This window comes from Streptomyces sp. NPDC002676, assembly GCF_053592455.1.
In genome coordinates this window covers 71,834-86,912 of the sequence record NZ_JBSFVT010000005.1, presented here as the reverse complement: position 1 = coordinate 86,912, position 15,079 = coordinate 71,834, and the positions used below count along the sequence as shown (strand labels likewise).

At 69.8% G+C, this 15,079-nt stretch carries 16 protein-coding genes; 5 read left to right on the top strand and 11 right to left on the bottom strand.

The features are described 5' to 3' along the window. Window positions 1-11: 11 nt before the first annotated feature. Window positions 12-494: a methylated-DNA--[protein]-cysteine S-methyltransferase gene (locus tag ACWD3E_RS16390; protein WP_451388226.1), complete on the top strand. Its 483-nt coding sequence runs from the start codon at window positions 12-14 to the stop codon at window positions 492-494. Between the two features lie 31 nt (window positions 495-525). Here the strand turns inward: ACWD3E_RS16390 and ACWD3E_RS16385 are convergent, their stop codons facing one another. Then, entirely contained in the window at window positions 526-1,260 is a 735-nt protein-coding gene (locus ACWD3E_RS16385; RefSeq protein WP_451388225.1) for an SIR2 family NAD-dependent protein deacylase, read from the bottom strand. A gap of 164 nt (window positions 1,261-1,424) precedes the next feature. Here ACWD3E_RS16385 and ACWD3E_RS16380 point away from each other — a divergent pair, with 164 nt between their 5' ends. Together ACWD3E_RS16380 and ACWD3E_RS16375 are read left to right on the top strand one after the other, a co-directional pair. Continuing rightward, the gene (locus ACWD3E_RS16380; RefSeq protein ID WP_451388224.1) at window positions 1,425-2,399 is read left to right on the top strand and encodes a phage baseplate protein; all 975 of its coding nucleotides are present in this window, start codon (window positions 1,425-1,427) and stop codon (window positions 2,397-2,399) included. Window positions 2,400-2,460: 61 nt separating this feature from the next. Continuing rightward, on the top strand, window positions 2,461-2,661 hold the full coding sequence (locus tag ACWD3E_RS16375; RefSeq protein ID WP_451354610.1) for a DUF2191 domain-containing protein: 201 nt from the start codon (window positions 2,461-2,463) through the stop codon (window positions 2,659-2,661). A gap of 22 nt (window positions 2,662-2,683) precedes the next feature. Here the strand turns inward: ACWD3E_RS16375 and ACWD3E_RS16370 are convergent, their stop codons facing one another. Beyond that, window positions 2,684-3,145, bottom strand: coding sequence for a MarR family winged helix-turn-helix transcriptional regulator (locus ACWD3E_RS16370; protein WP_451388223.1), 462 nt, complete (start codon window positions 3,143-3,145; stop codon window positions 2,684-2,686). A 100-nt stretch (window positions 3,146-3,245) separates the two neighbouring features. On the opposite strand from ACWD3E_RS16370, the gene gap reads away from it, so the two are divergent. Then, entirely contained in the window at window positions 3,246-4,250 is a 1,005-nt protein-coding gene (gene gap / locus ACWD3E_RS16365; protein ID WP_451388222.1) for a type I glyceraldehyde-3-phosphate dehydrogenase, read from the top strand. 20 nt (window positions 4,251-4,270) lie between these two features. Here gap and ACWD3E_RS16360 read toward each other — a convergent pair whose 3' ends face one another. Together ACWD3E_RS16360 and ACWD3E_RS16355 are read right to left on the bottom strand one after the other, a co-directional pair. After that, a complete protein-coding gene (locus ACWD3E_RS16360) occupies window positions 4,271-4,765 on the bottom strand; it encodes an NUDIX domain-containing protein (RefSeq protein ID WP_451388221.1) in 495 nt (164 codons plus the stop codon). A gap of 28 nt (window positions 4,766-4,793) precedes the next feature. Next, the gene (locus ACWD3E_RS16355; protein WP_451388220.1) at window positions 4,794-5,897 is read right to left on the bottom strand and encodes an ADP-ribosylglycohydrolase family protein; all 1,104 of its coding nucleotides are present in this window, start codon (window positions 5,895-5,897) and stop codon (window positions 4,794-4,796) included. Between the two features lie 164 nt (window positions 5,898-6,061). On the opposite strand from ACWD3E_RS16355, the gene ACWD3E_RS16350 reads away from it, so the two are divergent. Next, window positions 6,062-7,198, top strand: a complete 1,137-nt coding sequence (locus ACWD3E_RS16350) for a glycerate kinase (RefSeq protein WP_451388219.1) — start codon at window positions 6,062-6,064, stop codon at window positions 7,196-7,198. A gap of 59 nt (window positions 7,199-7,257) precedes the next feature. Here ACWD3E_RS16350 and ACWD3E_RS16345 read toward each other — a convergent pair whose 3' ends face one another. From ACWD3E_RS16345 to ACWD3E_RS16315, 7 genes are all read right to left on the bottom strand, one after another. Then, window positions 7,258-8,520 (bottom strand): alpha/beta fold hydrolase, encoded by a 1,263-nt coding sequence (locus ACWD3E_RS16345; RefSeq protein WP_451388218.1) that lies wholly within the window; start codon window positions 8,518-8,520, stop codon window positions 7,258-7,260. 157 nt (window positions 8,521-8,677) lie between these two features. Then, a complete protein-coding gene (gene pssA / locus ACWD3E_RS16340; protein ID WP_451388578.1) occupies window positions 8,678-9,496 on the bottom strand; it encodes a CDP-diacylglycerol--serine O-phosphatidyltransferase in 819 nt (272 codons plus the stop codon). 22 nt (window positions 9,497-9,518) lie between these two features. Continuing rightward, a complete protein-coding gene (locus ACWD3E_RS16335) occupies window positions 9,519-10,175 on the bottom strand; it encodes a phosphatidylserine decarboxylase (protein WP_451354617.1) in 657 nt (218 codons plus the stop codon). Window positions 10,176-10,345: 170 nt separating this feature from the next. Then, complete coding sequence (locus ACWD3E_RS16330; RefSeq protein ID WP_451388217.1) at window positions 10,346-11,551, bottom strand: acyl-CoA dehydrogenase family protein; 1,206 nt, start codon at window positions 11,549-11,551, stop codon at window positions 10,346-10,348. Beyond that, a complete protein-coding gene (locus ACWD3E_RS16325; protein WP_019757884.1) occupies window positions 11,551-12,063 on the bottom strand; it encodes a MaoC family dehydratase in 513 nt (170 codons plus the stop codon). Before ACWD3E_RS16325 ends, ACWD3E_RS16330 begins: the two co-directional genes overlap by 1 nt. Window positions 12,064-12,078: 15 nt before the next feature. Next, window positions 12,079-13,041, bottom strand: coding sequence for an HpcH/HpaI aldolase/citrate lyase family protein (locus ACWD3E_RS16320; protein ID WP_451388216.1), 963 nt, complete (start codon window positions 13,039-13,041; stop codon window positions 12,079-12,081). After that, entirely contained in the window at window positions 13,038-15,065 is a 2,028-nt protein-coding gene (locus ACWD3E_RS16315) for a protein meaA (protein WP_451388215.1), read from the bottom strand. The genes ACWD3E_RS16320 and ACWD3E_RS16315 overlap by 4 nt, the downstream gene beginning before the upstream one ends. Window positions 15,066-15,079: the final 14 nt, after the last annotated feature.

Below are 15,079 nucleotides of genomic sequence, written 5' to 3'. Positions count from 1 at the left end.
GGACGTTGGAGATGAAGCAGCACACCGTCATCGAGAGCCCCTACGGCCCGCTCACCCTCGTCGCCGACGACGGCATCCTGTGCGGCCTCTACATGGCCGGCCAGCGTCACCGTCCCCAGGAGGAGACCTTCGGCCCGCGCGACGACACCCTCTTCGCCGAGGCCGAGGAACAACTGACGGCCTACTTCGCAGGTGAGTTGAAGGACTTCTCCCTCGAACTCCGCCTGCACGGCACCCCGTTCCAGCGCAGCGTCTGGGACCAGCTGACCCGCATCCCGTACGGCGAGACCCGCTCATACGGTGAACTCGCCGACGCCCTCGGCAACCCAGGCGCGTCCCGCGCGGTCGGCCTCGCCAACGGCAAGAACCCGATCGGCATCATCGTGCCCTGCCACCGCGTCATCGGCGCGTCCGGCGACCTCACCGGCTACGGCGGCGGCCTGGACCGCAAACGCCGCCTGCTCGACTTCGAGCGGGGAGCCGCGCTGTTCTAGGCCCTGTCGTCACATTCCCGCCTGCCCCGGCCTACTCGCTCCCGCTGCTCAGCCGGAGCAGCAGCTCGGGCAGGGCGACGCCGATGGGTTCACGGATGATCTCGTCGGCGCGGTCGTCGTACGGTGTCGGCTCGGCGTTGACGATGATCAACCGGGCACCGTGATCGGCGGCGAGCCCGGCGAGTCCCGCGGCGGGCTGCACCTGGAGGCTGGTCCCGACGGCGATGAACACCTGGCAGGCCTTGGTGATGGCGACGGCCTCGCCGAGGACGACCGGGTCGAGGCGCTCGCCGAACATCACCGTCGCCGACTTGAGGATGCCGCCGCACTTCAGGCACGGCGGATCGTCCTCGCCGGCCTCGACCCGGGCGAGCGCGTCCTCCATGGGACCGCGCGCATGACACTTCGTGCACACGACACTGCGGGCGGTGCCGTGCAGTTCGAGCACCTTGCGGGCGGGCATCCCGGCGAGCTGGTGCAGCCCGTCCACGTTCTGCGTGATCACCCGCACGGGCACACCGGACCGCTCCAGCTCGGCCACGGCCCGGTGCGCGGCGTTCGGCTCGGCCTTGAGCGCGCGGTTCTTCTGCCGCAACTGCCACGAGCGCCGCCGGATCTCCGGATCGCTCATGTAGTACTCGTACGTCACGAGCTTCTCGGCGTCCGGATCCCGCCGCCACAGTCCGCTCGGCCCGCGGTAGTCCGGGATCCCGGAATCGGTGGAGACACCGGCGCCACTGAGGATGGCGACGAGGGGCTTGTTCATGGCCCGAGGGTAGGACGCCGGTCCGCGGGAGGCGAGCGGAATTCGGGTGCGTCCGTCTGTCGCAAACGTGCCACAAACCAGCTGCCACCAGGCCTGCTGACACCTCGGCCCGAGCTGCGCGCATAGGGTCTTGGGAATTCCCTTACCCTTTCCCAGGAGGTCACATGGAGCTCAACTCGCGTACGTCCCCCACCCGTCGAGGACTCCTGCGCACCGGCGCGGGCGCGGGTCTCGCCGCGCTCGGTCTCGGATTGGGCGCCCAGAGCGCGTCCGCGTCGGTGGCCGCGACCAAGCGTTTCGACCTGTCCAAGCCCTCCTACGACCTCTTCCGCAGCAAGCAGTTGCACAGCAACCGCGTCCAGCAGAGCTTCGCCTTCGACTCCGTCAACAAGCGCCTGTTCGTCGCCGCCAAGCGGAGCGGCAGCCCGGAGTCGGCCGGTGACCTGTGCATCAGCCACCTCGACCTGCACGGCAACTACGTCTCGTACATGCACCTCAACGGGTTCGGCCACGGCGTCGCCTTCGGTGTCCGCTCGAGCGGCAGTGACAGCTACCTGTGGATCGAGTGCGAGGCCAACGGGAACGGCTACGGCACCAAGCTCGCCGTGATCAAGTACCGCGCGGGCACCACCCTCGACGCGTCGTCCCGGACCTTCGGCCGGTGGCAGCCGATCTCCGGCGCCTCGGAGTACACCTGCTCCATCGACCCGGTGTACAAGCGCATGATCGTCCGGTACCACAAGGACGGCGCCAAGCACATCGCCGTCTACAACCTCTCCGACACCGACCGCGGCGACTTCAGCAGGCCGGTCGCCAAGTTCACCCCGCCGTCGATCCCCGGCACGGCCCAGGGCTACACGCTCTACGGTTCGTACATGTACTTCCAGACGGGCGACCACTACTCGGCCTCCAACCCGGTCCCCGGAAACACCTACCTGACCAGCATCAACGTGAACACCGGCAGGATCGCCCAGGGCCCGGTCTTCACCAAGGCCGGCTCCACGCTGCACTGGCGGGAACCCGAGGGCCTCGCCATCTACCGCACCGACTCGGGCGAGTCCCGCCTCTTCCTCGGCTTCGCCACCGGCGACGAGGGCGACCGCCGCTCCAGCATCTTCTACAAGAAGGACTTGGTCTAAAGGGAACTGACAGAGCGTCAGGGTCGAGCGATGCCGGCCCCGGCGGTGCTAGCTTGCCCGTATGGCCAAGGTGAGTGTCTCGCTCGATGCCCAGCTCGTCGTTGAGGTCATGGTGCTCGCGGGGGTGAACAATCCGCAGGACGCGGTCGAACTCGTCGTGCGCGACTACATCGAGCGCGGGCACCGCACGGAGGCGCGAATCGCCGCCCGGGAGGAGGCCCTCCGGGAGGTGGACGCCAAGCCGCGGGATCCGGAAGGCTGAGCGGCACCGGGGGCCGGCGGCGTCAGGGGCGCGTCCTCAGGCCGAGTTCCGCGAGGCGGGACAGGACAGGGACGGCCGCTGCCAGCGCCTCGCGTTCCTCGCGAGTCAACCCGTCGAGCAGCGGGCGGAGTTGGCGTGTCCGGTCGTCGTGCCGGGACCGGCCGATCCGCCTGCCCTCCTCCGTGATGTGGACCAGGACGGCGCGCCCGTCCGTCGGGTCGCGCCGGCGTTCCACGAGCCCGTCGCGCTCCAGGCGGGTGACCAGCTGGGTGATCCCGGGCTGGCTGATCTGCTCCGTCCTGGCCAGTTCCGTCGTCCGCAGCGGACCGCGGAGGGCCAGCGTGTCCAGCACCGACAGCGTCGTGAACGCCAGCTGCTGCACGGTGGGCAGCCGGATGTAGAAGCGGTTGAAGTTCTCGATGGCCGTGGTGAGTTCGTCGACATCCAGGTCGGTGTCCCGGCCGGTCCTCTGAGGTTCGTTCACCCTGGAAATGTATCGCACGCTTATATAAGCTCGTGATGCAACACGGCACCCGTGTCTCGGCGCAACGGCGCGTCGTCCCACCTCCGAAAGGGACACAACCATGACTGTGCGCATCGGCATCAACGGATTCGGACGCATCGGCCGCAACGTCTTCCGCGCGGTCGCCGCCCGCGACTCGGAGCTGGAGATCGTCGCCGTCAACGACCTCGGCGACGTGCCCACGATGGCCCATCTGCTCGCCCACGACTCGGTCCTCGGCCGGTTCCCGCAGGAGGTCGCCGCGGAGCCGGACGCCATCCGGGTGGGCAGCCGTACGGTCAGGGTGCTCGCCGAGCGCGACCCGGGCGCGCTGCCCTGGGGCGACCTCGGCGTGGACATCGTGATCGAGTCCACCGGCGTCTTCACCGACGCCGCCCGCGCCCGCGCGCACCTCGACGGCGGTGCGAAGAAGGTCGTCATCGCGGCCCCGGCCAGCGGCGAGGACATCACGGTCGTGCTCGGCGTGAACGAGGACGCCTACGACCCCGAGCGCCACGCCATCGTCTCCAACGCCTCCTGCACCACCAACTGCCTTGCCGTGCTGGCCAAGGTGCTGCACGAGAGCGTGGGCATCGAGGCGGGCATGATGACCACCGTCCACGCCTACACCCAGGACCAGAACCTCCAGGACGCGCCCCACAAGGACCTGCGCCGGGCGCGCGCCGCGGGCCTCAACATCGTGCCGACCTCCAGCGGCGCCGCCAAGGCCATCGGCCTGGTGCTGCCCGAACTGGCGGGCAGGCTGGACGCGTTCGCGCTGCGCGTGCCCGTGCCCACCGGCTCCGTCACCGACCTCACCGTCACCCCGAGCCGGCGCACCAGCGTCGAGGAGGTGAAGGAGGCGTACGCCGAGGCCGCCGCCGGCGCCTACAAGGGCCTGCTGTCCTACACCGAGGCCCCGCTCGTCAGCACCGACATCGTCGGCGACCCCGCCTCCTGCGTCTTCGACGCCCAGCTCACCCGCGTCACCGACGGCCAGGTCAAGGTCGTCGGCTGGTACGACAACGAGTGGGGCTACTCCAACCGCCTCGTCGACCTCGCCCTGCTGATCGGCGCCACTGTCTGAACACCGACCTGGCCGGCCGCTCAGGCCACCCGGTGGCCGTTCTCCAGCTCCGCCGTGCCCGAGCCCTCCGCCAGGACGTCCAGCGCGGCGAGGACACGGCTGCCGAGGGCGCCGGGGAGGTGGTCGGTGATCTCCTCGCGGGGGACCAGGCGCCAGGACAGCAGCTCCTCCTCCTGCAGGCGGATGGCCTTGAGGTCGGCGTCCGCGAGGACACCGCCGTCGTACACGTACGCCACCAGCGGCGGCCGGCCCTGGCCGAGCACCCAGTCCACGGCCAGCAGCCGGCCCGGTTCCCGGTCGAGGCCGATCTCCTCCAGCGTCTCGCGGCGCGCCCCCTGGCGGGGCGTCTCGCCGTCGTCCGACTCGATCGTGCCGCCCGGAAGCGCCCAGCCCTCACGGTAGTTGGGCTCGACGAGCAGCACGCGCCCCTCGGCGTCGCGGAAGAGGGCGGCGGCACCGGCGAGGACGCGGGGGAGGCCGGCGATGTACGAGGCGAAGTCCTGGGTCGTGGTCATTGAGGAAGGGTAACCAGACGGCGCGGCGCTACGGCGCGTCCGTCGCGAGGCGCACCGTGCGTTCGGCCAGCGCACTGATACGTACCCCGTCGAAACCGAACACCGCGCTGCGGACCGTGTCCTCCAGCGGGTCCTGCCACTGGGCCGGGACGGCCGCCGCGCCGGTGCGCACCCCGGCCACCGAGCCCGCCGTCGCCCCGTTGGAGTCGGTGTCCAGGCCGCCGCGCACGGTCAGGGCGAGGGTGCGGGTGAAGTCGTCGTCGCCGTAAAGCAGCCCCGCGGTGAGGACGGCCGCGTTCGGCACGGTGTGGATCCAGCCGAGCCCGGCGGTCTCCGCGGACACCGTGGCCAGGGTCTCCTCCCAGGGCAGGCGGGTCTGGTGCAGCGTCATCACCCGGCGCACGGTCCGCGCCAGGCGGCTGCTTGCCGGGATCACCCCGAGCGCGCTCTCCAGCGCGTCGCGCACGGTCGGGGCGGTGAACGCCGCCGAGATCAGCGCGGCGGCCCACATCGCGCCGTAGACGCCGTTGCCGGTGTGCGACAGCACCGCGTCCCGGCGGGCCTGCCCGGCCGCGCCCAGCGGGTCGCCGGGGCGGGTCCAGCCGTGCACGTCGGCGCGGATCAGGGCGCCGATCCACTCCTGGTACGGGTTGTCGTACGTCGCCGTCAGCGGCGGCTTCAGCCCGTTCACGAGATTGCGGTACGCCGCCCGCTCCGCGGTGAAGGTCTGCAGGTACGGCAGCCGCAGCAGCCACAGGTCGCCGACCTGCTCGGTGCTGAAGCCGAAGCCATGGGTCTCCAGCAGGTCCAGGCCGAGGATCGCGTAGTCGACGTCGTCGTCCCGGCAGCTGCCGTGGATACTGCCGCGCACACACTCGCGCCACTCGGGGCGCAGCACGGCCCGGTCGGCCGGGTCGCCGGGCTCCGGCAGGTAGTCGGTGAGCGGCAGGGCGGCGGCCTGCCGCAGATAGCGGTCGATGCGCTCGCGGGTCCACACCTCCCCCTGCTCGACCGGCTTGCCGAGCATGTTGCCCGCGATCCGGCCGAGCCATCCGCCGTGGACGCGGTCGGCGAGCTCCGGCCCGGTGAGATGCCGCCCGGCGAGAACCGGCTCGGCGTGCTGGGTGCTCATGGCTGGGGTCTACCCGTTTTCCCGGCCGGCGCGCAGGGGCTGACCAGCCTGCGGTCGGTGCATGACGGCGGGGGCGTCCTCCGGTTATGGTCGCAGCGGCGCGACTGGCCCTGACGTGCGCGGGGCCCGGAGAGCAAGGGGAAAGCAAGGTGGCGGACGCTGCAGTGAACGAGACCCGTCGGGTGCTCATCGCCGCGGACAAGTTCAAGGGCTCGCTGACGGCCGTACAGGTCGCCGAGCGGGTGACGGCCGGGCTGCGCCGGGTCGTGCCGGGCGTCGAGGTCGAGGCCCTGCCGGTCGCCGACGGTGGCGACGGCACGGTCGACGCGGCCGTCGCGGCCGGGTTCGAACGCCGGGAGCTCCGGGTCGCCGGGCCGCTCGGGCAGGAGGTCACGGCCGCGTTCGCGCTGCGCGGCGACACGGCGGTCGTGGAGATGGCGGAGGCGAGCGGCCTGCAGCGGCTGCCGGCCGGTGTCTTCGCGCCGCTCACGGCCTCGACGTACGGCTCCGGTCAGCTGCTGCGGGCCGCGCTGGACGCGGGCGCGCGGACGATCGTGTTCGGGGTGGGCGGCAGCGCCACGACCGACGGCGGCGCCGGGATGCTGGCCGCGCTGGGCGCGCGCTTCCTGGACGACAAGGGCGAGCCGGTGCCGCCGGGCGGCGGCGGTCTCGCCGCTCTGGCGAGCGCCGACCTTTCGGGCCTGGACCCCCGCCTGTCCTCCGTCGAGCTGATCCTCGCCAGCGACGTCGACAACCCGCTGACCGGCCCCAAGGGCGCGCCCGCGATCTACGGCCCGCAGAAGGGGGCCTCCCCGGACGACGTGGACACCCTGGACGCGGCCCTCGCGCACTTCGCCGAGGTCCTGGAGGCGGCCGTGGGGCCGCGTGCCGCCGAGTACGCGGCGGCACCGGGCGCGGGCGCGGCGGGCGGCATCGGCTACGGCGCCCTCCTGCTGGGCGCCCGTTTCCGCCCGGGCATCGAGGTCATGCTGGACGTCCTGGGCTTCGCACCGGCGCTGGACCGGGCCGACCTGGTGATCACCGGCGAGGGCTCCCTGGACGAGCAGACCCTGCACGGCAAGGCCCCGGCGGGGGTCGCCGCCGCCGCCCGGGCCGCGGGCAAGGAGGTCGTCGCCGTGTGCGGGCGGCTGGCGCTGGAGCCCGCGGCACTGGAGCGGGCCGGGATCCTGCGGGCGTACCCGCTGACGGAGGTCGAACCGGACGTGGCGAAGTGCATCGCGGACGCCGGACCGATCCTGGAGCGGGTCGCCGCCAGGGTCGCCGAGGACCACCTGGGCTGAGGGGGAGGGCGGGGGCGCTCGGCGGACCGGGCGCCCCCGCCCCCACCGGCCGGGTCCGGCTAGTCCAGGGGCGTCAGGTCGCCGTCGATGTCCCTGAAGTAGCTGCCGGACGTGAGGCCCTCCACCTTGCGGTTCTTGAGCCACTGCTTCGACATGTCGTGCAGGGGCTTGGACATGCGTTCCCAGACCATGCTGTGCCCGGCGCCCGCGTAGCGGAACATGAGCTTCTGGACTCCCGGGACGGCCTCGTAGAGGTCCGGTACGGAGAAGTGCAGAACCGGGGGCAGCGTGGCCGGGGTGTTCGCCTGCGTGTCCTGGTCCCCGTAGATGATGAGCACGGGCACCGCCTCGCCGAGTACGGGCGTGCCGCTCGCGTCCTTGATCGGCACGGTCTGGGTGTTCCAGCCCCACCAGTAGGTGTTCCGGTAGCGCAGCACGCCCTCGTGCGTGCCGTCCGGCAACGGGGGTCCCCATTTGGCGCCCTCGGGGTCGTTGGCCATGAAAGCCGCCCACACCCGGTCCACCATCCCGTCCTCGCGCTGCTCCGGGCTGCCCTGCTCGGCGTCCCACGCGGTCTTGAACCCGGTCTTGCTGCCGACGTTCATCGGGAAGCCGAACGTGACCGCAGGCGTGGACACGGGCATCGTCTGGGCGTCGGGCGGGCGCCCGAACGGCTTCGAGGCGTTCTTGGACCAGCGGCCGTTCGGCGGGAAGATCGGGGCCAGCAGGAGCAGTGACCCGACGTTGCCGGGGTGCTGGAGGACGTAGGGCCCCATGACGAAGGCCCCCGCGGACCAGCCGATGAAGTCGATCGGCTTGTTCCTGCCGGGCAGCGACTGGATGAACTTGACCACGGTGTCCAGCTCCGCCCACTCGCTGTCGGAGTTGCCCAGCTGGTGCGCGTACGGAGGCGGCCCAGGGCACGGCTTCGCCAGCGGGAAGGGGACCAGGACCGTGGCCTGCTGGGCGGGGTTGGCGTTGCAGGGGTCGTCCATCGTCGGCCGCGGTGACAGTCCGCTGCCCTGCAGGTCCATGAGGAAGACGTCGAAGCCGTCCCGCGCCAGCTCCTGTGCCCAGCTGTACCGGATGTCGGGGCCCTGGGGGGCGTCGGGGCTGTCGGGGCCGGTGCCGGGCGGGATCACGAGGTCGTATCCCGCGACCGCCGGTGAGCTCCGGCCGTGGAGCATCAGCACCGGCTTGGGGTCCTGGTTCCCGTGGGTGCCGTTGTACTCCCGCACGAAGAGGTCCACCCATTCGCCGGAGTTCGCCGGAATAGTGGACTTATGGCGAACGCGGTAGTCCGCGCTGGAATATGAGGACATGGTTCCACCGTCCTCCCCCTCCCCAAGTGCTGCAAATCGGTATGAAACAGAGGTAGTTGACCCGTCAAGAGGGAGTCGATCGGTACGCTTGAACGCGAAACGGGTGTGGCCCGAGCCGTGAAGACTCGGGCCACACCCGTCGGTGCCGGTGCTGAGGCTAGGGCAGCTGGGCCGCCCGCGCCTCCCGGCGGTTGTCGCGGAAGTTGTTCACCCGGCGAGCCGTGGCGAACAGCGGGATCACCGCGCCCATGACCAGCTGCAGCGCACAGCCGGTCTGGAGGAGCAGCTGACCGCTCGGGGCGTCCAGGGCCCAGGCGGCCAGCAGGCCCATGGACAGGACGATCCAGGCGAGCATCGCCCCGGCGAGGCGCCCCCTCGGCTTCGGGTACTCGACCCGGCTCACCATCAGCCAGGCCGTGCCCACGATCGCCAGCAGCGTCGCCACGAAGGGCAGCTCCAGCAGCACGATGGAGACGACCGTCAGCGCGCCGAACGGCGAGGGCATGCCCTGGAACATGCCGTTCGTCGGCGTCACGCAGGAGAAACGCGCCAGGCGCAGGACGACGGCCAGGAGCACCACGATTGCCCCGAGCGCCGCCATTCTCTGGTGAGCGTCGTCCGCGACCATGCCGTAGACGAGAACGAAGTACGCCGGCGCCAGGCCGAAGCTGATCAGGTCCGAGAGGTTGTCCAGCTCCGCGCCCATCGGCGACGAGCGCAGCTTGCGGGCCACCAGGCCGTCGAACAGGTCGAACACGGCCGCGCAGAGCATCAGGATGACCGCGGTGGCCGCGCTGTGCCGGGCCATGCCCGTCTCCTGGTCGCCCGTGAGGTGCGGGATCAGGATGCCGGTGGTGGTGAAGTACACCGCCATGAAGCCGCACGTGGCGTTGCCGAGCGTGAGGGTGTCCGCTATCGAGAGACGGAGAGAGAGCGGCATCTCCTCCTCTTCGTCGACCTCGTCGGCCTCGGGCACCCAGCCCGCCTGTGTCTCCGGATCAGTCACGGTCAATGCGAGTCACCCCAGCCACGGTCTTCTGCCCGACCTCGACCGCGACCTCCACGCCCTCGGGCAGGTAGATGTCGACGCGCGAGCCGAAGCGGATCAGACCGATGCGGTCACCCTGCTCGACCTTGGTGCCCTGGGGCACGTACGGCACGATGCGACGGGCCACCGCGCCGGCGATCTGGATCATCTCGATGTCGCCGAGTTCGGTATCGAAATGCCAGACTACGCGCTCGTTGTTCTCGCTCTCCTTGTTGAAAGCCGGAACAAAGCCGCCGGGGATGTGCTCGACCGACGTCACCGTGCCCGCGAGGGGCGCGCGGTTGACGTGGACATTGAGCGGGCTCATGAAGATCGCGACGCGGGTGCGGCCGTCCTTCCACGGCATGATGCTCTGCACCACACCGTCGGCGGGCGAGATGACCCGGCCCTGGGCGATCTCGCGCTCGGGGTCGCGGAAGAACCACAGCATGCCCGCGGCGAGCGCGGTGGCGGGCACGGCGACGGCCTTGGCGGCGCCGGAGCGGCGGGCCCGGGCCAGGCTGAGGGCTGCGGTGGCGACGGTCGGGAGAAGCCACGGCGATGCTCCGCGCGCGAGGCGTACGCCGGCCAGGCTGTCGCGAGGTGCAGAGGTTTGGCTGTGGGGCATGGATGACCTTCGTAGCGGACGATGCCGCGCTTCGATGGGGGACGGCGGCTTTCCCGGGATCGTACCGGTCGCGGGCCACAACTGGGCAAGCCAGGAAGCCGAGTCGGCGGCTGAAGAGTGCCTACGGGGTGTGATCTTCTTCTCGAAGAAAACACCCCGTTTCCGGACAATCAGCCCTGGAGCCGATACTCTTCGAGCAGCCTGCGCCCGATGATCATTTTCTGGATCTCGGCGGTACCTTCACCGATGAGCAGCATCGGAGCCTCGCGGTAGAGGCGCTCGATCTCGTACTCCTTGGAGAAGCCGTAGCCGCCGTGGATCCGGAAGGCATCCTCCACGACCTCCTTGCAGTACTCGGAGGCGAGGTACTTCGCCATCCCAGCCTCAAGGTCGTTTCGTTCCCCGGAGTCCTTTTTGCGTGCTGCGTTGACCATCATGGCATGCGCGGCCTCGACCTTGGTGGCCATTTCCGCCAGCTTGAACTGAATGGCCTGGTGCTGGGCGATCGGCTTGCCGAAGGTGTGCCGCTGCTGGGCATACTGTACGCCCAGTTCGAAGGCACGCTGAGCGACTCCGCAGCCACGCGCGGCCACGTTGACGCGGCCGACCTCGACGCCGTCCATCATTTGGTAAAAACCCCGGCCGGTGACGCCGCCGAGCACCCGGTCGGCCGGAATGCGCAGGCCATCCATGATCAGCTCGGTGGTGTCGACGCCCTTGTAGCCCATCTTGTCGATCTTGCCCGGGATGGTGAGGCCGGGGCGGACCTCGCCGAAGCCGGGCTCCTTCTCGACCAGGAAGGTCGTCATCGACTTGTGCGGGGCCGTGCCCTCGGGGTGTCCTTCGTCACTTCGGACCAGCACGGCCACCAGGGACGACGTACCACCGTTCGTCAGCCACATCTTCTGACCGGTCAGGACGTACTCGTCGCCGTCCTTGACCGCCTTCGACGTGATCGCCGACACATCGGAGCCCAGCGCCGGCTCCGACATCGAGAAGGCGCCCCGGATGTCACCGGCCGCCATCCTCGGAAGGAAGTGGTCCTTCTGCTCCTGCGTCCCGTGCTGCTTGAGCATGTACGCGACGATGAAGTGGGTGTTGATGATGCCGGACACCGACATCCAGCCGCGGGCGATCTCCTCCACGCACAGCGCGTAGGTGAGCAGCGACTCGCCCAGGCCCCCGTACTCCTCGGGGATCATCAGACCGAACAGGCCGAGTTCCTTCAGGCCGTCCACGATCTGCTGCGGGTACTCGTCACGGTGTTCCAGCTCCGTCGCGACAGGAATGATCTCCTTGTCGACAAAGTCCCGGACGGTGGAGAGGATCTCCTGCTGGACGTCGGTCAGACCGGCGGTCTGGGCGAGACGGGCCATTACTTCTCCTGCTGCTTCAGCTCCGGGCGGCCGGGCTGCTCGCCGCCGCGCTCCTTGATGTACGTCTCGGTGGGCACCATGACCTTGCGGCGGAAGACGCACACCAGGGTGCCGTCCTGCTTGTAGCCCTTGGTCTCGACGTAGACGATGCCGCGGTCGTTCTTCGACTTCGACGGCCACTTGTCGAGCACGGTCGTCTCGCCGTAGATCGTGTCGCCGTGGAAGGTCGGCGCCACGTGCTTGAGCGACTCGATCTCCAGGTTGGCGATCGCCTTGCCGGAGATGTCCGGCACGGACATGCCGAGGAGCAGCGAGTAGATGTAGTTCCCGACGACGACGTTCTTCCCGAAGTCCGTCGTCTTCTCCGCATAGTTGGTGTCCATGTGGAGCGGGTGGTGGTTCATGGTGAGGAGACAGAACAGGTGGTCGTCGTACTCGGTGACCGTCTTGCCCGGCCAGTGCTTGTACGTCGCCCCGACCTCGAACTCCTCGTAGGTGCGTCCGAACTGCATCGCGCTCAGGGCTCCTTAGTTGGCGGGGATCTCGAACTTGCTGGTGCGCTGCATGCCGGCGGCGCGGCCCTTGCCGGAGATGACCAGGGCCATCTTGCGGCTGGCCTCGTCGATCATCTCGTCGCCGAGCATCGCGGAGCCCTTCTTGCCGCCCGCCTCGGACGTGTAGTAGTCGTACGCGTCCAGGATCAGCTCGGCGTGGTCGAAGTCCTCCTGCGAGGGCGAGAAGATCTCGTTCGCGGCGGCGACCTGGTCCGGGTGGAGCACCCACTTGCCGTCGAAGCCGAGGGCCGCGGCGCGCTGCGCGACCGCGCGGTAGCCCTCCTGGTTGCGGATCTGCAGGTAGGGGCCGTCGATCGCCTGGAGGTTGTTGGCGCGGGCGGCCATCAGGATCTTCATCAGGATGTAGTGGTAGGCGTCCGCCGGGTAGCCGGGCGGCTGCTCGCCCACGACCAGCGACTTCATGTTGATGGAGGCCATGAAGTCGGCCGGGCCGAAGATGATCGTCTCGACGCGCGGGGAGGCCTGCGCGATCGCGTTGACGTTGTTGAGGCCCTGCGCGTTCTCGATCTGCGCCTCGATGCCGATCTTGCCGACCTCGAAGCCCATGGTCTTCTCGATCTGCGTCAGCAGCAGGTCCAGGGCGACGATCTGCTCGGCGGTCTGCACCTTCGGCAGCATGATGCAGTCGAGGTTCTGGCCGGCGCCCTCGACGACCGTGACGACATCGCGGTACGTCCACTCGGTCGTCCAGTCGTTGACGCGCACGACGCGCGTCTTGCCCGTCCAGTCGCCCTCGTTGAGGAACTTGACGATGGTGTGCCGCGCCTCGGGCTTGGCGAGCGGGGCGCACGCGTCCTCCAGGTCGAGGAAGACCTGGTCCGCCGGCAGGCCCTGCGCCTTCTCGAGGAAGCGCGGGTTCGAGCCCGGTACAGCCAGGCAGGAGCGCCGCGGGCGAAGGCGGTTGACGGTCGTCATGCGGGGACCTCCAGGGGGTCGAGCTTGTTCGCTTTCCGGATCTCGTCGACGATGCGGCCGATGATTCCGGTGATGTCGAAGTCCTTCGGTGTGAAGACCGCGGCCACTCCGGCGGCTCGCAGCTCTTCGGCGTCACCATTCGGGATGATGCCACCGGCGATCACCGGTATATCTGTGGCACCGGCCACACGGAGGCGTTCCAGCACGTCCGGAACGAGCTGGGCGTGCGAGCCGGACAGGATCGACAGGCCCACCGCGTGGACGTCCTCGGCCAGGGCCGCGTCCACGATCTGCTCCGGGGTGAGCCGGATGCCCTGGTAGACCACCTCGAAGCCGGCGTCACGCGCGCGGACGGCGATCTGCTCGGCGCCGTTGGAGTGCCCGTCCAGGCCCGGCTTGCCGACCAGGAAGCGCAGCTTGCCGGCGCCCAGGTCGCGGGCGGTGGCGTCCACCTTGGCGCGGACCTCGGCCAGCGGCGAGCCCGCTTCGGCGGGGACGGCCACCGGCGCGGAGGAGACCCCGGTGGGCGCCCGGTACTCGCCGAACACCTCGCGCAGGGCGCCTGCCCACTCGCCGGTGGTGACCCCGGCGCGGGCGCACTCCAGCGTGGCCTCCATGAGGTTGCCGGTGCCCTTGGCGGCCTCCTTCAGCCGCTCCAGCGCCTTGCAGGGGCGCGGGTGGTTGAAGGGCGGCTGGTAGCGGGTGTCGCGCCAGTTCTGCAACGCGCCGATGACGCGGGCCTCGACAGCGGGGTCGACCGTCTGGATCGCGGTGTCCAGGTCGGCCGTGAGCGGGTTCGGCTCGGTCGTCTCGAAGATGTTGACGCCGATGATCTTCTCCTGGCCGGACTCGATCCTCGCCCGCCGCTCGGCGTGCGAGGAGACGAGCTGCGCCTTGAGGTAGCCGGACTCGACGGCGGCCATCGCGCCGCCCATCTCCTGGATCCGGTCGATCTCCGCGAGGGACTCCTCGACGAGCGCCGACACCTTCTTCTCGATGACGTGCGAGCCGTCGAAGATGTCCTCGTACTCCAGCAGGTCGCTCTCGTGCGCGAGGACCTGCTGGATGCGCAGCGACCACTGCTGGTCCCAGGGCCGGGGCAGGCCGAGGGCCTCGTTCCAGGCGGGCAGCTGGACGGCACGCGCGCGGGCGTCCTTGGAGAGGGTCACCGCCAGCATCTCCAGCACGATCCGCTGGACGTTGTTCTCCGGCTGCGCCTCGGTCAGGCCGAGCGAGTTGACCTGGACGCCGTAGCGGAAACGGCGCTGCTTCGGGTCCTCGATGCCGTACCGCTCACGGGTGACCTTGTCCCAGATGCGGCCGAACGCCCGCATCTTGCACATCTCCTCGATGAAGCGGACGCCCGCGTTAACGAAGAAGGAGATACGGGCCACCACGTCGCCCATGCGCTCCTGGGGCACCTGGCCGCTGTCGCGCACGGCGTCGAGGACGGCGATCGCGGTGGACATCGCGTACGCGATCTCCTGCACCGGCGTGGCCCCGGCCTCCTGCAGGTGGTAGCTGCAGATGTTGATCGGGTTCCACTTCGGCATGTGGGAGACCGTGTACGCGATCATGTCCGTCGTCAGGCGGAGCGAGGGCCCCGGCGGGAAGACGTGCGTCCCGCGGGACAGGTACTCCTTGACGATGTCGTTCTGGGTCGTGCCCTGGAGCTTGGTGATGTCCGCGCCCTGCTCCTCGGCGACGACCTGGTAGAGCGCCAGCAGCCACATGGCGGTGGCGTTGATCGTCATCGAGGTGTTCATCTGCTCCAGGGGGATGTCCTGGAACAGCCGGCGCATGTCACCGAGGTGCGCCACCGGCACGCCGACCCGGCCGACCTCGCCACGGGCGAGGATGTGGTCGGAGTCGTAGCCGGTCTGCGTCGGCAGGTCGAACGCGACCGACAGGCCGGTCTGGCCCTTGGCGAGATTGCGCCGGTACAGCTCGTTGGACGCCTCGGCCGTGGAGTGACCGGCGTACGTGCGCATGAGCCACGGCCGGTCCTTCTGACGCTCAGTCATCTATGACCTCGGGT